Genomic DNA, 18,759 nt, shown 5'->3' on the forward strand with positions numbered 1-18,759 from the left:
TAATCTATATTTAATACAGTTTAAATGAATTGTATGCGTATGAGAAACAATGTGAAAAAAAACTTTCTAATTTGTAATTGAATTACAATATTTTCATAGATATGAAAACTTTTCAAAAATTTTTTGTAATTTTCATGGAATAATTATTGTAATTCTATGTGATGTGTATTATAATAATGTCATTATCAGGGATGATAGGAGGAAATTAGATGAAAAAGTTTTTAACAGTTATGGCAGCTGCTGCTTGTGCAGTATCGCTGACAGCTTGTGGCTCTAATGGTGGAAGCGACAATACAATTGTTGTTGGTGCTCAAGAGCTTACAGGAACATTCTCACCTCTGTATTATTCATCAGCATATGACGGATACGCTGTTGACCTAGTGTACAACAAATTGTATGAGTATGATGTGAATAACACATTGCAGCCAGCATTGGCAGAAAGCTATGAAGTTAGCGAAGATGGAATGAGCTTGACATTCAAGTTGAAAAAGGGAATTAAATTCTCTAATGAACAAGAATTGCAGGCAGATGACGTTGAGTTCACTTACAAGGTTATTTCTGACCCAAGCTACACCGGACGTTATGGTGCAACTTGCCAACACTTAGTAGGCTATGCTGAATATTCTCAGCAAGATTTGATGGGACAGATCAGCACTAAGGAAGCTGAGGTAGATGCTGCTAAAAAAGCTAAAGATAAAAATGCTCAAAAGGCTGCTCAGGACGAATTAGACAAATTGAAAGAACAGTTGAAGGCTGTTGAGGAACCTGAATATCCAGGTATTGAAGTTATTGATGATTATACAATCAAGTTTAACTTTGATGAGTTGAGAAATGATAACTTGTCTACATTGCTAAGTGTAAGTATTGTAAATAAAGACCAATTTGAAGGTTATGCTTATAAGAATACAAAACCGGTAGAAGAGTTGATTAAAGAACCAATTGGTACCGGACCTTACAAATTAGATAAATGGAGTTCAGGAGCAGGTGCATCTTTCTCTAAAAACGAGTTCTATTCTGCTGATCAGTTAGGTGAAGGCTATGCAATTGAAAATGTAATCATTAAGCCAGTTGCAATGGAAACTGAATTTGAAGAATTGAAGTCAGGAAGTATTGATTATTTGGCTGCACAGATTGAACCTAAGAAAATCGGTCCTGCTACACAAAATGATGATCTAGAAGTTGTAAATTATGCACGTGGTGGTATGGGATATATCACATTCAACACTGCCGGTGGTGCAACTGCTGATAAAGCGGTACGTCAAGCGTTGATGTATGCATTTGACCGTCAGTCTTTCGTTGATTCTTATTATGAATGTGAAGACTGCAAAGGTTTAGATGAAGGCGTAGCAATCGGCTATGTTCCTACAACATATCAGAACCCACTTTCTAAATTATCAGGAGTTATTCAAGGTACTGAAAAATTAGAAGGTCTTGCAACTTATGAATATGATATAGAAAAAGCAAAAGCACTTCTTGATGAAGCAGGATGGACTGTTGGCGCAGATGGAAAACGTTCTAAGAACGGTGAGCCATTAAAGGTTAATGTTATGTCTATTAAAGATCATGATATTCTTTCTAATTTGATTCCGATGTGGAAAAAATCATGGGAAAGTGAATTAGGAGTAACATTGAATGTTGCAGAAGTTGATTTCAACGCATTGCTTGATAAAATTTATTCAGATGCTGCACTAGAAGAATGGAATTTGTTCTTCTTAGCAACTGCTTACACATCTGATGGTATGTCTGATATCTATACAACTTTCCATTCTGATTATGCAAGAGAAAATAACGATAACACTTCTCGTTTGAAAGATCCTGCACTAGATGCTGCAATGGATAAAGCAATGACAGAGCTTGATGAATCTAAAGTTCCTGCTGCATGGGCAGAAGCTGCTAAGATTATCAATGATGATGCTGCTGTAATGCCAGTATATGGTAACCGATATTTTGACTTCTATAACAAGAAGATTAAAAATATGAAAGTTAATTCTCTATATAGTTGGGTTAAAGGTTTAAAAGACGCTACAATCGAATAATTGTAACGCAAAGTAACAAAGCGCTTTAATAAGGGCAAGGGTTCCTTGCTCTTATTTGCGTCTTGTTATTGCAATGGAGGTGACCTCATGGTAAAGTATATTTTTAAAAGACTAATTAATCTAATTCCCGTAGTTTTTATCATTTCAGTCGTAATTTTTGGAACCGTCAAGGCAATGCCTGGCGATCCTGTCAATGCTTATTTAGGTGCAGGTTCTCGTGCGACGGAAGCACAAAAAGATTCTATCCGTAGAGAATGGGGACTTGATCGTCCATTACCTGAGCAATATGTTACTTGGGTAAAAAATATGGTAACAAAAGGTGACTTAGGGCAGTCAACAAAATTTAAACAGCCTGTTGCCGATATTATCGGTGAATATGTTTGGAATACATTCCTGTTAAATGTAGTTGCATTAATTATTGGTATTGCATTATCTATACCGATTGGAATACGTCAAGCAGTGAAGAAATTCTCGAAATTTGATAATTTCTGGACGGTATTCTCGTTGTTGGGTGTTTCTGTTCCAACATTCTTCTTTGCGTTATTATTAGTATTCTATATTGCAATTCCAACAGGAGCATTGCCAGTTAGTGGTATGCGTGATGCAAGTATGGCTCTGATTGGCTATGATAATATTTTCCAAGAAATTGCAGATGTGGCGGTACATATGATATTGCCAGTTACGGTATTGGCATTTAGTAATTTTGCAACCTTCTCTCGCTATGTAAGAAGTGCAATGATTGATGTTATTAACCAAGATTATGTTCGTACTGCTCGTGCAAAAGGTTTAAAAGAGAAAGTTGTTATTTATCGACATGCATTTAAGAATGCGATGATTCCATTAGTTACATTATTAGGATTATACATACCATCTTTGTTTAGTGGTGCAATGATATTGGAAAGTGTATTTGCATGGCCGGGACTGGGTAAAATCTTAGTCGATGCAATTACGAACCAGGATCAAGCCATTATGCAGGCATGTCTATTGTTTTCAGCAATATTGATGGTGCTTGGCAACTTGTTATCTGATGTATTATATTCTGTGGTAGATCCACGTGTTAAGGTTGAATAGAGGTGATTTGTAATGGCAAAAAAAGAAAAAGTAGTTGAAGTAAATAGCTCGAACCAAGTGGTTTTGGATAAGAGCGATACAATGGGACCATGGCAAATCGCTTGGAACCGTTTCCGCAAAAATAAAATTGCAATGGCAGGTTTAATTATTTTTGCGTTAATCGTATTGGCGGTTATTTTTGTTCCAATGCTTTCCGGAGTACATGTAAATGATTATGATTTTGCTGCTAAAAATCTTGCACCGAGTGCAGAGCATTGGTTAGGAACTGATGAACAGGGTCGTGATGTATTTTTCCGCTTGTTTCTAGGTGGACGAATTTCCATCTTAGTTGGTGTTTTTGCAGCCACTCTGACTGTTCTATTTGGTTGTGTGATTGGTGGTATTGCTGGATATTATGGTGGTTGGATTGATAATCTATTGATGCGCTTTGCAGAAATCGTTTACTCTCTTCCATTTACACCATTAATCTTGGTAATAGCTAGCATTATGATGTGGACACCATCAGAAATTAAGATGTATTTAGTCTCATTTCTAATTGGTATTTTATCTTGGCCGGGACTTGCACGTTTAGTACGTGGACAGATTTTATCTTTACGAGAACAAGAGTATATGCAGGCTTGCGAAGCTCTTGGTTTGAGTGATTTCTCTAAGATTTTCAAACATTTAATTCCTAACGTGCTTTCTATGATTATTGTAAATGCGACCTTATCAATGGCTAGTGCGATCTTGACGGAGGCAGGTTTGTCATTCTTAGGTATGGGTGTTACACAGCCAACACCATCTTGGGGGAACCTTATGGAATTAGCCCGTACCTCTGTTGTTTTTCAAAATTATCCATGGCAATGGATGCCTGCAGGAATCATGTGTCTATTGACCGTTGTTTCCATCAACTTAATTGGAGAAGGTCTGCGTGATGCATTCGATCCAAAGGATATACGATAGGAGTAGTGAGTTATGGAACAAGTAAAAAATAAAAAAATCTTAGACGTTCAAGATTTGAAGGTATATTTCTACACACAAAGAGGTGTGTCAAAGGCAGTAGATGGAAATAATTTCCGCATGTATGAAAATGAAACCTTAGCTATTGTTGGTGAATCAGGATGTGGTAAAAGTGTTACTGCAATGTCTATTCTAGGTTTAGTTGATGAACCGGGTAAAATTGTAGAAGGTAGTAAAATTATGTATGGTGATACGAACTTAGCTACGGTTAGTGATGATGAGATTCGTAAGATCCGTGGTAATGATATTTCTATGATATTCCAAGAACCGATGACTTCTTTAAATCCGGTGTTTACCGTAGGACGCCAGATTACGGAAAATATCTTATTACATGAAGATGTTTCCAAAGAAGAAGCAAATGAGCGTGCTGTTAAGTTATTAGAAATGGTTGGTATTGCTAGACCAGAAAAAATCGTAACAAACTACCCACATCAGCTTTCTGGTGGTATGCGTCAGCGTGTTATGATTGCAATGGCTTTGGCATGTAATCCAAAGCTGTTGATTGCCGATGAGCCAACGACTGCACTTGATGTTACAATTCAAGCTCAGATTTTGAAACTGATGAATGATTTGAAGGAGAAAACAGGTACTTCCATCATGTTGATTACACATGATTTGGGTGTTGTTGCGCAAATGGCAGACCATGTGAATGTAATGTATGCAGGTAAGGTTGTAGAAACCGCACCGGTTTTCGAAATCTTTAAAAATCCCAAGCACCCTTATACAAAGGGTTTAATGGCAAGTATGCCATCTCTAAGTACAGGTGGAGAGCGTTTGGAAACCATTGAAGGTAATGTACCGAATCCAATCAATTTACCGGAAGGCTGCTATTTTGCTGATCGCTGCCCGAATTGCATGGAAAAATGTAAAAAGGCACAGCCTAAGGACGTTAAGGTAGCAAGTCGTCATCATGTTAGCTGTTTCTTATATGAAAATGAAGGAGGGAATGATTAGTTATGGAAGATAAGAAAGTTATATTAGAAGTAAAAGATCTAAAAAAGTATTTCCCTCTTGGAAAAGGTAAATTAAACCGTAATAAAAAATATGTTAAGGCTGTTGATGGAGTTTCTTTCCAGCTTTATGAAGGAGAAACCTTAGGGCTTGTTGGTGAGTCTGGCTGTGGTAAATCTACCCTTGGACGTGCAATTTTGCGTTTGCATGAGCCAACAGAAGGTGAAGTTTATTTCAACGGTGAGAACATTCTTGAGAAAAGCCGTAAGGAAATGCGTAAGCTACGTGAAGATATGCAGATTATTTTCCAGGATCCATATTCTTCTTTGAATCCACGTATGAATGTATATAACATTCTAAGTGAACCGCTTGTGGCGCATGGCTATTATAAAAAAGGTGATGAGCTGAAAAACTACGTACTTAAGTTAATGGAAGAATGCGGTCTTCCGCCATATTATTGCTATCGCTATCCTCATCAATTTTCCGGTGGACAGCGTCAGCGTATCGGTATTGCGCGTTCATTAGCTTTAGAGCCGAGTTTTATCGTTTGCGATGAGCCAGTTTCTGCGCTAGATGTGTCTATTCAATCACAGATCATAAACTTGATGATGGATATGCAGAAGGAAAAGAAAATTTCTTATATTTTTATTTCCCATGATTTAAGTGTTGTTAAGCATATTTCCAATCGTGTTGGTGTAATGTATTTGGGAAGCTTGGTAGAACTTGCGGATAAAGATGAAATCTTTAACAATCCTCAGCATCCATATACAAAAGCATTAATGGCGGCGATTCCAAAGCCAGATCCTACACAGCGCTCAAGTATGGAGGCAATTCAAGGAGAAATCCCAAGTAATGTAAATGTGCCAAGTGGATGTAAATTCCACCCTCGCTGTCCTTATGCAAAGGATATTTGTAAGGAAAAAGCACCAGAAAGTAAAGAAATCCGACCAGGTCATTTCACATTATGTCATTTTGGTGGGGAGTTTAATGAAAAGTAAGCCAACACTTCGCAGTTTTTTTAAGAAAAAAGAAGTGGAGTATGGAAAAGAGACTAAGTTAGAAAAGAATGATTTTCTGGCACTCTTAATTGCGGCAGCATCGGTATTTGTACCAATCATTCTAGGCTTCGCAATTGCCTTAGGTGCATTTATTTGGTTATTCATTCAATTTGGACCGGCAATTGCATTGCTGATTTCAATTATTGTAGTAATGGTAGTTACTTTCATTGTAAAATTTGTAAAAAAAGACGAAGAGTAATTTCGTCTTTTTTTTTAATATAAATCAGCATAAGGAATTTAACGAAATTCTTAGCTAGGTATATCTTGTTAAAGTAGTATGAAAAGGTTACCAAAAACATAAATGTAAAGGCATTCTTCATTGATAATATGCATAAAAAATGTTATTATTAACAATAGAGGTAGAAAATAAAAAGGATACTACCACTAAACAAAGTAAAAGTATGAATTAGGAGGACATGATTATGTTAAAAGGTATTGCAGCATCTAGCGGTGTAGCAATTGCGAAGGTTTACAAGCTTGTTCAGCCAACGGTTGAAATTGTAAAAAAAGATGCTGATCCAGCAGTTGAGGTAGAAAGCTTCAACAAGGCTCTTGAAAAAACAAAAGCGGATATTGAAATGATTAAGGAAAGAGCATCTGCACGTTTATCTGAAGAAGAATTGGCAGTTTTTGATGCTCACTTAATGATGGCAAGCGATCCGGATTTCGCCGGACAGATTATCGCCATGATCGAAAATGAAAAGGTAAATGCAGAATATGCAGCTGATTGTGTTTCTAATCAGACCGTTGCAATGTTTGAGGCAATGGATAACGATTATTTCCGTGAAAGAGCGGCTGACGTAAAAGATGTTACCTATCGTTTGAAATGTAATCTATTAGGATTGAATATTCCGGATCTTTCTTTGATGAGTGAAGATTCTATCGTTGTTGCACACGACTTAACACCATCAGATACAGCGCAGTTAAACGAATATGCAAAAGGATTTGCGACAGCGATCGGCGGAAGAACATCTCATTCTGCAATTATGGCTAGAAGCTTGGAAGTTCCTGCTGTTGTAGGTTGTGCTGGTGTACTTGAAGCAGTGAATCATGGAGATATGTTGATTCTTGATGCGCTTGCAGGTGAAGTATTTGTAAATCCAGATGCAGAAACAATTAAGAAATACGAAGAAAAAGCTAAAGCATACGCAGAAGAAAAAGCAGCACTTCAGATCTTAAAAAATGCGAAGTCAATTACAACCGATGGACATGAGGTTGAACTTGCCGGTAATATCGGAAATGCTAAAGACGTTGAGGGTGTATTGAACAACGGTGGTGAAGGTGTAGGCTTGTTCCGTACAGAATTCTTATATATGGACGCTGATCACTTCCCAACAGAAGATGAGCAATTTGCAGCTTATAAGGAAGTATTAGAAGGCATGGGCGGACGCAAGGTCGTTGTTCGTACATTGGATATCGGTGGAGATAAGAAGCTTTCTTATTTCACTTTCCCAGAAGAAATGAATCCATTCCTCGGCTATCGTGCTATTCGTTTATGCTTAGATCGTACAGATATCTTCCGTACACAGCTACGTGCATTGATTCGTGCCAGCATCTACGGTAGATTATGCATCATGTTCCCGATGATTGCGACCGTTGATGAATTCCGTCAAGCAAAGGCTATCTTTAATGAAGAAAAAGAAAACTTAATTAAAGAAGGCGTGCAGGTTGCTGATAACATTGAAGTCGGAATGATGGTAGAAATTCCTGCTGCTGCAGTGAATGCAGATAACTTTGCAAAGGAAGCAGATTTCTTCTCTATCGGAACGAATGACTTGATTCAGTACAGCATGGCAGCAGACCGAATGAGTGAAAATGTTTCTTACTTGTATCAGCCATATAACCCATCAATCCTTCGTCTTGTTAATATGACGATTCAAGGTGCTCATAAGGAAGGAAAATGGGCAGGTATGTGCGGAGAAATGGCTGGAGAGCCATACGCTGTACCATTATTGCTAGGAATGGGATTAGATGAATTCTCTATGTCAGCTACTTCTATCCTTCCGGCACGTAAGATGGTAAACAATCTAAGCAAAAAGGAAATGGAAAAGCTTGCAGAAGAAGCATTGAAGCTATCTACCGCAGAAGAAGTATTAGAGCTTGTTAAGAAAACTGTGGATAAATAGTTTTAGTTTTAGCGTTGAATAGTAATATACCAAACACTCCTTTATCATAAGGGAGTGTTTTTTTATGGATAAGGACTTGGTAACTTTCTATCGGTATATACCATTGGTATATCATTATTTCGGAATATATGTAATCCTTAGAACATAATACTTATATTTATTTTAAAAATCATATTGTCATAAAGCCTTAGAAAGTAATCAAAGTTAATTTCATGAATCAAAATTTGGAAAATAATGGAAGAATAATAAATGAAAGTGCTTGCATTTTTAAACTCAGGTGGTATAATGTAACCATAGTGGTATATACCACAGAAAGGAACAATGTTATGATCAATATTTTACTTGTTTGTTCTGCAGGCATGAGTACAAGTATGCTTATGCGTAAGATGCAGAACGAGGCTTCTGCTAGGGGAGTAGAAGCACACATCTGGGCGGTCGGTGGCGTAAATGCGCGAGAAGCTGTAGATGCTGCCGATGTAGTTTTGCTTGGGCCACAAATACGCTTTCAAAAAAGCAGTATCGAGGACATGGCGAAGGGGAAACCGGTTGCGGTAATCGACATGGAATCTTATGGCTGTATGAATGGGGCCAAGGTTTTAGATTTTGCTATTGAGCTGTATAACAATGTAGCACATTAAAAAACAAATTAAAAGGAGACAATTATGAACGGGTTTACAAATTGGATGGAAAAGCATTTCGTACCAATTGCGGCAAAAATTGGTTCACAGAAATTTTTGGTTGCGATTCGTGATGCTTTTATCGCTATCATGCCGATTACTATGGCAGGGGCATTTTCAACATTATTGAATGTATTTTTTCGCGATCTACCAACGGAATGGGGCTGGACAGGCTTTGTTGAAGCTATGCAGCCGGTTATTACCGTAAATGGTAATGTTTGGTGGGGCACATTAGCTATTTTATCAATGTGCTTTGTATTTGCATTAGGCTATCAGCTATCAAAGGTATATCGTACACCGCCGTTAGCGGGAGGATTGATTGCTTTTGCATCATTTATTGCGGTTACACCACAATCTATTGAAGTAACAAGTGAAGCCGGAGAGGTTATCAGTGCTTGGGGAAATTTGAATTGGACATTGCTTGATGCACGAGGTTTGTTCACCGCATTGTTTATCGGCTTCTTCTCAACTATCATTTATGCGAAGCTGATGAATCGTAACATTACGATTAAATTACCGGATACAGTGCCACCGGCTGTTTCTAAAGCCTTTGCGGCAATCATTCCCGGAATTGTAGCAATCTATTTAAGCGGTATTTTAGCCTTTATCGTTTCCAGCCTATCCGGCTTATCCATCGGTGAATTGATTTTGAAATATGTGCAAATGCCTTTCTTGGGATTATCACAAGGCTTAGTTGCCGTATTGATCATCGTACTTGCCGTACAGCTGTTTTGGTTCTTTGGACTCCATGGAACCAATGTGCTAGGTCCGATTCTAGATGGTGTTTATCTTTCCGCAACAGCAGCTAACAACTCCGCTTATGTGATGAAAGAAAGCTTTGAATATTTGTGGACAAGAGGATCTTTTGATGCTTATGTTTGGTTAGGTGGAGCAGGCTGTACGCTGGCTCTTATCATTGCTATTCTCATCGTATCAAAACGTGAAGATTCCCGTGCGGTTGCGAAGTTAAGTTTACCGATGGGAGCCTTCAATATCAATGAACCGGTAGTGTTCGGCATGCCGATCGTATTAAATCCGATTTATTTTATACCTTGGATCATTGTGCCGATCATTTTAACATTGATTGCTTATGGAGCAACGGCTATCGGATTAATTCCACCGGTATTCAATGCAGTGCCTTGGATTATGCCGCCGGTATTGTATGCCTTCTTTGCGACAGGTGGAAATCTTATCGCAGCCGGTGTGGCACTTTTAAACCTAGTGATAGCGATTTCTATTTGGTCTGTATTTGTTATCATTGCCAATAAGGTAGAGCTTAAGGAAGCATCGGGGGAGTGAAGAATAGTGGAAGCGCTAGAACAAATTTGTTTTGAAATCATATCCAATGTAGGCGGTGCTCGTTCCAGCTATATCGAAGCTATTGATTTGGCTCGTAAGCGTGAATTTGAACAAGCACAGGCAAGCGTTAAGCAGGGGGAAGAATATTTTTTGGCAGGGCATCAAGCACATGCTCGCTTAATTCAAAAGGAAGCATCGAAAGAGGGGGTAAATGTTTCCTTATTACTGATGCATGCCGAGGATCAGCTGATGAGTGCGGAAACCTTCCGCATTCTCGCTGATTGCTTTATGGAACTGTATCAAGATTTAGAAAAGGTGGGGTAAATGATGATTACGATAACATGTCCGATAAAGCAGGACTTCATTATTGAATTGCTTAACGATGTTACACTTGATGGAATCCATTATACATTTAAACAAAAAGATGGAATGAAGCTTTTGTTTGAGCATAGCGGAAGTGATCAAGAAGCTGCGATTCGTTTGGCAAAGGAACGTATCAAAGAAACAGAGATAGGACATGTTTTGTTCTTTCAGATAGCCTAGAAAGGAAGGGATAGTATGAGCTCAAAAAATGCTTGCTTCGTATTAAGCATTGGATCTTTATTTGTATTATTGGCATCGACCATGTCAAATTCCTTATATTTAATGCTTGGTGGGATTGCTTTCATGGTGTGGGGAGCAGTCTCCTTAATAAAGAGAAAGGGGCAAAGAAGCAATGAAAGCAACAAGAATCATGAATGCATCGTGCAAGCAGATACAACAGCTGATCCAAGAGAATGTTTTAGAAGATATTTATCAATCCACCGGAAAGCGTATATCTGCCGACAAGCTTAGCGCTCCTTTTGAATATCAAAAAACATTAAAGAACCGTATGGGAAAGATGGGAAAAGTGAAGGCAAGCATTGATGAGCTAAGTACCTATGCCTATCAAGCCTCCTTCTTTAGTGCACAGGGGAAAAATACCTTACGTTATACTTGGAAGGTGATAGATGAGGGGCATGTAGAGGTTATCTATGAGGAAGCGTATGAGGCAAATACCAAAGCAAATGATTGGAATTTTCACCTCATGTCCTTTCTATATAAGCGTAATAATAAAAAGCGCATGCAGACAGTTCTTCAATATATGGAAGATGCATTGAAGCAACAAGCAGCATAAAGAAAGGTGGAGAAGCAATGGCAAGACTAGGTATATCAATCTATCCGGAGCATGCAAGCTTAGAGGAAAATATAGGCTATATTCAAAAAGCAGCAAAGTGTGGCTTTACAAGAATATTCAGCTGCCTGTTAAGCTTGAAAGATAAGAGCGATGAAGAAATTAAGAGTATGTTTTTAGCATTGTCTAAGGAGGCGCATACCTGTGGAATGGAAATCTTTGTCGATGTATCACCGGCAGTGTTCGCAAAGCTGCATATCAGCTATGAGGATCTAAGCTTTTTTGAAAGCATACAGGTAGATGGGATTCGATTAGATGAAGGGTTTGGTGGCTTAAAGGAAGCACAAATGACGCATAATCCACAAAAGCTGATAATAGAGCTAAACGCATCATTACATAATGGTATGATTGCGAATGTGGTTTCGCATCAACCGGATAAAAGTCATTTAACAACCTGTCATAATTTTTATCCGCAGCGATACAGTGGTTTATCATTAAAGCATTTTCAAAGCTGTAATGCCGATATCCGAAAGCTAGGTTTAAGGATTGCTGCCTTTGTAGGTTCCCAAAACCCGAATGCGTATGGACCTTGGCCGCTGACAAACGGTTTATGTACTTTGGAAATGCATCGCAATTTACCATTAGATGTACAGGTTCGTCATCTCTTGGCAATGGGAGAGGTAGATGATATTATCATTGCAAATGCGATGGCGTATGATGAGGAGCTAGAGCAACTTGCACAGCTGAATGGTGGGGTGTTTAGCTTACGTATTGCATTGGAAAAGAAGCTTAGTGAAGTAGAATATAAAATCTTATATGAAAGCGAGCATTTTGTTCGAGGTGATGTAAGTGAATATATGTATCGCTCTACCCAAACACGTGTAACTTATGCATCAGAAAAGCTACCAAGTGGAAATACACGCGCAATGAAAAGAGGGGATATTGTTATTGTGAATGAAGCGGATTCTCGCTATAAGGGGGAATTGCACATTGTGCTGCAGGATATGGAAAATGATGGTCGTAAAAATGTAGTAGGACATATTTTGGAAAATGAACTGTTTTTACTTGACTATTTACAGCCATGGCAAACTTTTCAATTTCTGAAATAAATAGATATGAATGCAAAGAGGTATTGTATGGATATGAAAAAGCCGATTTATCAACAAATCAAAGAAGAATTGCAAGCATATATTGAAGGTTTAGCGGCGAATACGCCTATTCCGGGAGAGCGGGAGCTGGCAGCGCGATTTCATGTTTCACGTATGACCTTGCGTAAAGCGGTAGCTCAGCTGGAGCAGGAAGGGTATTTATATCGCGAGATGAATCGCGGAACCTTTGTAGCGGATAAGAAACTGCGTAAGCAGGCTAATATCGTTCCCAGCTTGGAAGCAGATCACTGCTATCGCTATAAAATTTTATATTTTGATATTAAGGAACGCAGTGAAAGTGATGTTCAATACAATTTGGAAATTGCTTTCGATGAATATATACTACGTGTTGTACGCTTGGTATTAAATGAGAATATACCGGTGTGTATTGAAGAAATCTACTGTGCGCGTAAAAATATCAGTGATGAGCAATTGGGCAATTTAAATGCATTTTTAAACATGGATCAATATACGCAAAAAGGAAGTATCCGACAAACCTTTCTACCGATGATGATACCCACACAATATGCAAGTCTTTTACATTTGAAAATCAATACCCCGATTATTCGTGTTGATTCTTTGATTCATAAAAAAGACGGTCGGCCGTTTATTTATATTAAATCCTACAATCACCCGGAAATGAAACGAATTGAGATCACTATATAAAATAAAAAGACCTCAGGGGGATTGAGGTCTTTTCGCTTCTAAAACGGGGGATTTTAGAAGTTATTTTATGTAAGAATAAACAATATACTTTGCGATAGTAGTGCTGTCCATAACCAAATTAAAAGGAGACAATTTGTTTTTATAAATTTATAAACAGACAGCAGCTATTCTTCCTTGGAACAATGAAGATCACATATGCTTAGCAATATCTATTCTACATAAAATTCATGAGAATTATAAGGGATAAAAAAATGCTTGTCAAGCTATTTAAGATGTAAAAGTGTTGCTTTTTCTTTGAAATGTAGAAGAACAATAAAATATCGCAAAAAGAAAACGTGCACGGGCACGTTTTTATAAATACTTAAGAGAGCTTGCTTTCCGTAGCGGCTAAGAAGCTTTCAATATCCGCTTTGCATGTTTCCAAAGCACTTCTCCAGAAGCTTACATCTGTAAGATCAATATCGGCAATACGTGCGACATCTTCAACACTTGAAACCGTAGTAGCATTTAATAGCTTACGATATTTTTCCACAAAGCCATCACCTAGCTCTTTATATTTGACGATCAAACCTCTTGCGAATAAACCACCGAAGGCATAAGGGAAGTTGTAGAAGCTTAGGTGCGAAGAATAATAGTGAGATTTACAGATCCACATATATGGGTGCATATAGTTTTCATCTAATCCATCACCATAGCCTTGCTTTTGTGCATCGAGCATAATTGCCTCTAATTCATCTGGGAACATAAAGCCGTTTCTCTTGCGATTGAATACCTCACTTTCAAATACATAGCGAGAATAAATATCACACATAATTTGAGCAAGATCCTGCAGCTGTGTTTCCATAAGAGCGATTTTTTCATCGCCTTCACTTTCTTCGATTAAAGCATTCATGATGATGTTTTCATTAAAGGTTGAAGCTGTTTCGGCAACCGGCATAGAGTAATCCCAGTTAAGCGGGCGATGATTCTCGCTCATCATACCATGATATGCATGTCCTAGCTCATGTGCCAATGTAACAATATCACCCAATCCACCATCAAAATTTGTTAAAATACGGCTTTGCTTAGCGAATTGCAGGTTGGCACAAAAGGCTCCTCCGACCTTTCCGTTTCGTGGAAAGAAATCGATCCATTTTTCATCAAAGGCTTTTTCCATCATATCTGCCATATCCGGAGCAAATGGACGGAAATGAGAAATCAGATATTGTTTAGCATCTTCCACACTAAACTTTTTGTTGCTGGTGCCAAATGGTAATGGTGCGAATAGATCATACCAAGGCAAGCCGTTCTTATGACCTAGCAGCTCTGCTTTACGGCGTAAGTATTTATGGAAGATCGGCATGTATTCCTTCATTGCGCAAAGCATTGCGTCAAGTGTAGCTTTCTGCATGCGGGATTGCTTTAGCGTCATATCCAATGGACTTTCATATCCACGTAAATCACATTCCGTAATGACCTGTGCTTTGATATTGTTTAGGGAAAAGGCGATGGCATCACGTATTTTTTGATAGCTGGCCAATTCCGCTTCGTAGGCACTTTTACGTACTTGTGCATCGCTGTCATAGGCAAGGTTGCGAATATGGGAAAGGTTGGTTTTTTCATTGTTGTAATCGACCTCAAGTGTACTTGTAAGATAGCTTTGAAGATTTCCCCAAGCATTTCCTCCGCTGATGTCCATTTTCGTAAGTACTTCTTCTACTTCGTTGCTTAGCAAATAAGCACCGTCTCCTTTTAATTCGTGTAAATAGAAGCTATATTCCTTTAACAAATCATCAGCTTCAATGCAAGCATCTAGTTCTTTGGTTTCTGCGACAAAGCGATTCATGGCAGCCATGGCTTTTGAACCTCGACTTTGTAACTGCATAACCTTCTCCAATTCACTGGCGATATCAGCGTCCTTGGTGTTAGTGGATTGACGTAAGCTTAAATACTCACTTAGCTTATAGGCGCTTAGCAGCAAGCGCTCTTGCAATTCAATGATATGAACCAATGTTTCCTTTTCGTTTTCATGCGACATGCTATCGACAAAGTCATTCATTTCCGTAAGTGTTTTCTGCAATGTCTCCATATCATTTGCATAAGCGGGATCATCAAGTCCTTTATAAAGGACATCTAAAGACCATTCATTCATCATTACATTCCTCCATTCATGTCTGTATTATCTATTATAGCATAAAATAAAAGGCATCATGCGATAATCCTATAAAGATGAAAATGTAAAAAAACGAAGCACTAGGACTTCGTTTCGTTGATAAGATAGGCTAAGATCAGCTTCATTGTTTGACATACTCCGTCAATATGTGTACGTTCCATGCCATGTGATGCATGAACGCCGGGACCGATCAATGCTCCTTTGATATCATTTCCGCCGTTACGGGCAGCACTGACATCAGAACCATACATCGGATAAATATCCACTGCGTAGCTTAGCTCTGCTTTTTTTGCCAATTCGATTAAACGAGTTGTAAATTCATAATCGTAAGGACCGCTGGAATCTTTGGCACATATACTGACATCGTATTCACTGCAAGCCAAATCTTCACCGATACAGCCCATATCGACAGCTAATAGCTCACTTATTTCTTTTGGAATATAGGCCATACCATGACCGACTTCTTCATAGGTACTCATCATGATGATCGTATCATAAGCAGGTGTCAACTTTTGTTCATACAGCTCCTTAAGAACTCCGATAAGTGCGGATACACTGATTTTATCGTCTAAAAAGCGTGATTTGATAAATCCGCTATCGGTGATTTGAACCTTTGGATCAATGGCTACAAAATCTCCGTTTTGAATGCCTAGCTTTTGTGTATCCTCTTTTGATTTGACAACTTCATCAATGCGGACTTCCATATTGTCGATGGTTCTCTGTTTACTAGAAGCGTCTTTATATACATGGGCAGCCGGAGAAGTGGATAAGATCGTTCCACTATATGCTTTGCCATCTCTTGTATAAATACGACAATATTCACCGTCAAGGGTTGGAATAAGTGGACCACCTAAATTGGTAAGCGCTAGTTTTCCATCTGCTTTAATAGAGCGTACCATAAGTCCTAAGGTATCGCAATGGGCACAAAGTCCGACTGTTTTATCATGACTTTTCCCTTCTACATAAATGAGCAGATTTCCTTTATTGGTGCGCTTTGTACGATACCCCATGGATTGTACTTCCTGTTCTACAAAGGAAATTGCTTGTTGCGTATAACCGGTAGGAGAGTCGATGGATAATAACTCCTTGGCAAATTGTAACACATATTCTTTCTGCATAATGTCCTCCTTTAATTTAAAATATATACACCATCACTGCCGTCGATTTCTTTAACCTTGACCTTGATGATTTCATCAATCGAGCTTGGAATGTTTTTTCCGATATAATCGGCGCGAATCGGTAATTCCCGATGCCCGCGATCTACCAAAACGGCGAGCTGAATTTCTTTGGCACGCCCGAAATACATGATCGCGTCCATGGCAGCTCGAACGGTTCTTCCTTTAAATAAAACGTCGTCTACTAGGATTACTTTTTTATCTTTTACGGGAAGCTTGGCTTTTGGCAGTGGAGATGGATTTACATGGTCGTCGCGCCAATGAAAAACATCAAGGGCGTAGCATTCGAGCTGCTTTCCTTCTACTTGGGCGATATGCTCGCATAAGCGCTTGGCTAATACCTCACCACGTGTTTTGATTCCGACCAATACAATATCCTCGATTCCTTTGTTGTGTTCGATAATTTCATGTGTAATACGGCGCAAAGAGCGCTGCATTCCTAAGGCATCTATGATTTCCTTCAATTTTTAAAACCTGCCTTTCTTTCATTACTTTTAGTATAACGAATTGCCTGCTTTTCTGCAATCCTTTCCAAGAATATGAGAGTATTTTCGTTTGATAAGACAGTGCTTTTGATGGATTGATATGGATAAAACGATAGTTTTTTGATTGGAATGCTAAAAAAGTAGAGGATAGCGGTGGATATATGTTTTGCGGATATAGAAACATTTGATGGGGAATGGTATAATAGGCGTGTTGATGCAAAGAAAAATATCAAGGTATGAAATAATATAGATTTCATGAAAAATATTAAAAATGTGAGGAGTTATAGAAATATGATACATGTGCTTTTCGTATGTCATGGTAATATTTGCCGCAGTACCATGAGTCAGTTCGTGATGCAGTATTTAGTTGAAGCGCAGCAGCTGCAAGATCAATTTTATATTGATTCAGCAGCTACCAGTCGTGAAGAAATCGGCAATGATGTACACTATGGTACAAAGGCTAAATTAAGGGAAATGAATATACCGTTCACGCATCACGCTGCTCGCCAAATGACGAAAAAGGACTATACGGATTTCGATTATTTAATCGGTATGGACGAAGCCAATTTGCGCAATATGCAGCGTATTAGCGGTGGCGATCCACAGCATAAGATATATAGCTTGTTAAGCTTTGCTGGTCGCAGAGATAGTATTGCAGATCCATGGTATACCGGCAATTTTGATGCGACTTTTCAAGATGTATGGGAAGGCTGCAATGCATTATTGGAAACATTAAAAAAAGAGCTTTAGTATTGGTTATGATAAGTTAGGAATAAATAGAGGGAAGCAGATAGAAAATATCGGCTTCCCTTTTTATCAAAAATATCAATATTTTTATAGTACGTAATTTCAATCATTTGCTAATTACATAATAGTAGTATTTATAGTAGCTTTATTTCTGACCTATACCTTTTAAGCTTTCGCATATCCTTAACCAAATATGGCAATGTGATGTCCGGCATGTATGAAGTATATTTTCTATACGAAATCTGTTTTTACTACTCTCATTGTTTAAGCAACTGTTAAATCCATAATATATGGTTATTGATTGCCTTCATCGCTTTCGTTTGAATCCATTGCTGTTTCGTCCATTGCCGCATGAATCATTTTTTGTGTAATGGTAAATTCTGCTTTCTTACCGGAAGCTGCCTCAATCGTAAGGGTATAGGTGGCAGTGTTATCAGCATTGAGTAAAAAGTAGACGGTGAAGTCGCCTTTTTGAATGTCAATAGGACCGACGTTTGTTGTTGCACCATCTGTTAGATAAATTTTACCGTTTTCATCTCCGCTGCAAGTTAAATCTAAACGCAGCATATCATCATCAAGAGAGGCCTCCAAGCCGGATAGTGTAGCATCATAATCACCTTTTCGCTCACTCTCCTTTACTATCTCTTTTTGGTTGGAGGGAGTGGAAGCGGTATTGTCTTTTTCCTTCTTTGCTTGATCCTGCTTTGCATCATTCTTTGAGGTAGCTTCCTGTTGTGATGTGGAGGTTTGCTGTGAAGATTTTTCGGGCTTAAGCTTTTCCTCCTTACTACAACCTGCTAGTCCGAATACAAGTGCTGCGATAAAGCATACCACGAATAGTTTTTTCCATAATACAATTTGTTTTTTCATAGCTATCATAAGCATGGAATCCCATACTTCTCCTTAGCTTTATTGTATCACGCTTTTCTTTAAAAACAATATATAAGAGTATTGCATAGCCATCAGAAATGCAAAAGACCTACTAGGAAAAAGCAGGTAAAAATTGTGAAAAAAAT

19 protein-coding genes are annotated in these 18,759 nt (G+C 38.4%); 15 read left to right on the forward strand and 4 right to left on the reverse strand.

Annotated elements, in window-relative coordinates; translation table 11 throughout:
• Positions 1-209: 209 nt before the first annotated feature.
• From EUBDOL_RS00795 to EUBDOL_RS00860, 14 genes are all read left to right on the forward strand, one after another.
• The gene (locus tag EUBDOL_RS00795) at positions 210-2,036 is read left to right on the forward strand and encodes an ABC transporter substrate-binding protein (protein ID WP_004797516.1); all 1,827 of its coding nucleotides are present in this window, start codon (positions 210-212) and stop codon (positions 2,034-2,036) included.
• 87 nt (positions 2,037-2,123) lie between these two features.
• Positions 2,124-3,107: an ABC transporter permease gene (locus EUBDOL_RS00800; RefSeq protein WP_004797517.1), complete on the forward strand. Its 984-nt coding sequence runs from the start codon at positions 2,124-2,126 to the stop codon at positions 3,105-3,107.
• A 12-nt stretch (positions 3,108-3,119) separates the two neighbouring features.
• Positions 3,120-4,049 carry an oligopeptide ABC transporter permease gene (gene opp4C / locus EUBDOL_RS00805; RefSeq protein ID WP_004797518.1) on the forward strand — a complete coding sequence of 310 codons (930 nt, stop codon included), beginning with the start codon at positions 3,120-3,122 and terminating at the stop codon, positions 4,047-4,049.
• 12 nt (positions 4,050-4,061) lie between these two features.
• Positions 4,062-5,060 carry an ABC transporter ATP-binding protein gene (locus tag EUBDOL_RS00810; RefSeq protein WP_004797519.1) on the forward strand — a complete coding sequence of 333 codons (999 nt, stop codon included), beginning with the start codon at positions 4,062-4,064 and terminating at the stop codon, positions 5,058-5,060.
• Positions 5,061-5,062: 2 nt separating this feature from the next.
• A complete protein-coding gene (locus tag EUBDOL_RS00815) occupies positions 5,063-6,055 on the forward strand; it encodes an ABC transporter ATP-binding protein (protein ID WP_004797520.1) in 993 nt (330 codons plus the stop codon).
• Positions 6,045-6,314 carry a hypothetical protein gene (locus EUBDOL_RS00820; RefSeq protein WP_004797522.1) on the forward strand — a complete coding sequence of 90 codons (270 nt, stop codon included), beginning with the start codon at positions 6,045-6,047 and terminating at the stop codon, positions 6,312-6,314. The genes EUBDOL_RS00815 and EUBDOL_RS00820 overlap by 11 nt, the downstream gene beginning before the upstream one ends.
• Positions 6,315-6,537: 223 nt before the next feature.
• Entirely contained in the window at positions 6,538-8,241 is a 1,704-nt protein-coding gene (gene ptsP / locus EUBDOL_RS00825; protein WP_022420218.1) for a phosphoenolpyruvate--protein phosphotransferase, read from the forward strand.
• A 326-nt stretch (positions 8,242-8,567) separates the two neighbouring features.
• The gene (locus EUBDOL_RS00830; RefSeq protein ID WP_022420217.1) at positions 8,568-8,879 is read left to right on the forward strand and encodes a PTS sugar transporter subunit IIB; all 312 of its coding nucleotides are present in this window, start codon (positions 8,568-8,570) and stop codon (positions 8,877-8,879) included.
• 24 nt (positions 8,880-8,903) lie between these two features.
• On the forward strand, positions 8,904-10,217 hold the full coding sequence (locus tag EUBDOL_RS00835) for a PTS sugar transporter subunit IIC (protein WP_004797527.1): 1,314 nt from the start codon (positions 8,904-8,906) through the stop codon (positions 10,215-10,217).
• A gap of 6 nt (positions 10,218-10,223) precedes the next feature.
• Entirely contained in the window at positions 10,224-10,541 is a 318-nt protein-coding gene (locus tag EUBDOL_RS00840) for a PTS lactose/cellobiose transporter subunit IIA (RefSeq protein WP_004797529.1), read from the forward strand.
• Positions 10,542-10,544: 3 nt separating this feature from the next.
• Positions 10,545-10,760, forward strand: a complete 216-nt coding sequence (locus EUBDOL_RS00845; protein ID WP_022420214.1) for a hypothetical protein — start codon at positions 10,545-10,547, stop codon at positions 10,758-10,760.
• A gap of 172 nt (positions 10,761-10,932) precedes the next feature.
• A complete protein-coding gene (locus tag EUBDOL_RS00850; RefSeq protein ID WP_004797533.1) occupies positions 10,933-11,373 on the forward strand; it encodes a DUF3284 domain-containing protein in 441 nt (146 codons plus the stop codon).
• A gap of 17 nt (positions 11,374-11,390) precedes the next feature.
• Positions 11,391-12,479 carry a DUF871 domain-containing protein gene (locus tag EUBDOL_RS00855; RefSeq protein ID WP_004797534.1) on the forward strand — a complete coding sequence of 363 codons (1,089 nt, stop codon included), beginning with the start codon at positions 11,391-11,393 and terminating at the stop codon, positions 12,477-12,479.
• Positions 12,480-12,506: 27 nt separating this feature from the next.
• On the forward strand, positions 12,507-13,184 hold the full coding sequence (locus EUBDOL_RS00860; RefSeq protein ID WP_004797537.1) for a GntR family transcriptional regulator: 678 nt from the start codon (positions 12,507-12,509) through the stop codon (positions 13,182-13,184).
• Positions 13,185-13,545: 361 nt separating this feature from the next.
• Here the strand turns inward: EUBDOL_RS00860 and EUBDOL_RS00865 are convergent, their stop codons facing one another.
• From EUBDOL_RS00865 to pyrR, 3 genes are all read right to left on the reverse strand, one after another.
• Positions 13,546-15,318, reverse strand: coding sequence for a M3 family oligoendopeptidase (locus EUBDOL_RS00865; RefSeq protein ID WP_004797539.1), 1,773 nt, complete (start codon positions 15,316-15,318; stop codon positions 13,546-13,548).
• A gap of 98 nt (positions 15,319-15,416) precedes the next feature.
• The gene (locus EUBDOL_RS00870; protein WP_004797541.1) at positions 15,417-16,454 is read right to left on the reverse strand and encodes a M42 family metallopeptidase; all 1,038 of its coding nucleotides are present in this window, start codon (positions 16,452-16,454) and stop codon (positions 15,417-15,419) included.
• Between the two features lie 11 nt (positions 16,455-16,465).
• Positions 16,466-16,975, reverse strand: coding sequence for a bifunctional pyr operon transcriptional regulator/uracil phosphoribosyltransferase PyrR (pyrR, locus tag EUBDOL_RS00875; protein WP_004797542.1), 510 nt, complete (start codon positions 16,973-16,975; stop codon positions 16,466-16,468).
• A 312-nt stretch (positions 16,976-17,287) separates the two neighbouring features.
• On the opposite strand from pyrR, the gene EUBDOL_RS00880 reads away from it, so the two are divergent.
• Positions 17,288-17,746, forward strand: a complete 459-nt coding sequence (locus EUBDOL_RS00880) for a low molecular weight protein-tyrosine-phosphatase (protein WP_022420210.1) — start codon at positions 17,288-17,290, stop codon at positions 17,744-17,746.
• 291 nt (positions 17,747-18,037) lie between these two features.
• Here EUBDOL_RS00880 and EUBDOL_RS00885 read toward each other — a convergent pair whose 3' ends face one another.
• Entirely contained in the window at positions 18,038-18,622 is a 585-nt protein-coding gene (locus EUBDOL_RS00885) for a hypothetical protein (RefSeq protein WP_148495294.1), read from the reverse strand.
• Positions 18,623-18,759 lie beyond the last annotated feature (137 nt).

The sequence above is a fragment of the Amedibacillus dolichus DSM 3991 genome (assembly GCF_000154285.1).
GTDB classification, from domain to species: Bacteria; Bacillota_I; Bacilli_A; order Erysipelotrichales; family Erysipelotrichaceae; genus Amedibacillus; species Amedibacillus dolichus.

What these genes read in the sequence shown, in the direction of transcription:
- EUBDOL_RS00885 (WP_148495294.1), bottom strand. Translation starts at nt 18,622, where the DNA reads ATGATAGCTATGAAAAAACAAATTGTATTATGGAAAAAACTATTCGTG.
- EUBDOL_RS00810 (WP_004797519.1), top strand. Translation starts at nt 4,062, where the DNA reads ATGGAACAAGTAAAAAATAAAAAAATCTTAGACGTTCAAGATTTGAAG.
- EUBDOL_RS00845 (WP_022420214.1), top strand. Translation starts at nt 10,545, where the DNA reads ATGATTACGATAACATGTCCGATAAAGCAGGACTTCATTATTGAATTG.
- EUBDOL_RS00860 (WP_004797537.1), top strand. Translation starts at nt 12,507, where the DNA reads ATGGATATGAAAAAGCCGATTTATCAACAAATCAAAGAAGAATTGCAA.
- EUBDOL_RS00850 (WP_004797533.1), top strand. Translation starts at nt 10,933, where the DNA reads ATGAAAGCAACAAGAATCATGAATGCATCGTGCAAGCAGATACAACAG.
- EUBDOL_RS00870 (WP_004797541.1), bottom strand. Translation starts at nt 16,454, where the DNA reads ATGCAGAAAGAATATGTGTTACAATTTGCCAAGGAGTTATTATCCATC.
- EUBDOL_RS00830 (WP_022420217.1), top strand. Translation starts at nt 8,568, where the DNA reads ATGATCAATATTTTACTTGTTTGTTCTGCAGGCATGAGTACAAGTATG.
- EUBDOL_RS00820 (WP_004797522.1), top strand. Translation starts at nt 6,045, where the DNA reads ATGAAAAGTAAGCCAACACTTCGCAGTTTTTTTAAGAAAAAAGAAGTG.
- EUBDOL_RS00855 (WP_004797534.1), top strand. Translation starts at nt 11,391, where the DNA reads ATGGCAAGACTAGGTATATCAATCTATCCGGAGCATGCAAGCTTAGAG.
- EUBDOL_RS00835 (WP_004797527.1), top strand. Translation starts at nt 8,904, where the DNA reads ATGAACGGGTTTACAAATTGGATGGAAAAGCATTTCGTACCAATTGCG.
- EUBDOL_RS00815 (WP_004797520.1), top strand. Translation starts at nt 5,063, where the DNA reads ATGGAAGATAAGAAAGTTATATTAGAAGTAAAAGATCTAAAAAAGTAT.
- EUBDOL_RS00865 (WP_004797539.1), bottom strand. Translation starts at nt 15,318, where the DNA reads ATGATGAATGAATGGTCTTTAGATGTCCTTTATAAAGGACTTGATGAT.
- EUBDOL_RS00800 (WP_004797517.1), top strand. Translation starts at nt 2,124, where the DNA reads ATGGTAAAGTATATTTTTAAAAGACTAATTAATCTAATTCCCGTAGTT.
- opp4C (WP_004797518.1), top strand. Translation starts at nt 3,120, where the DNA reads ATGGCAAAAAAAGAAAAAGTAGTTGAAGTAAATAGCTCGAACCAAGTG.
- ptsP (WP_022420218.1), top strand. Translation starts at nt 6,538, where the DNA reads ATGTTAAAAGGTATTGCAGCATCTAGCGGTGTAGCAATTGCGAAGGTT.
- EUBDOL_RS00795 (WP_004797516.1), top strand. Translation starts at nt 210, where the DNA reads ATGAAAAAGTTTTTAACAGTTATGGCAGCTGCTGCTTGTGCAGTATCG.
- EUBDOL_RS00880 (WP_022420210.1), top strand. Translation starts at nt 17,288, where the DNA reads ATGATACATGTGCTTTTCGTATGTCATGGTAATATTTGCCGCAGTACC.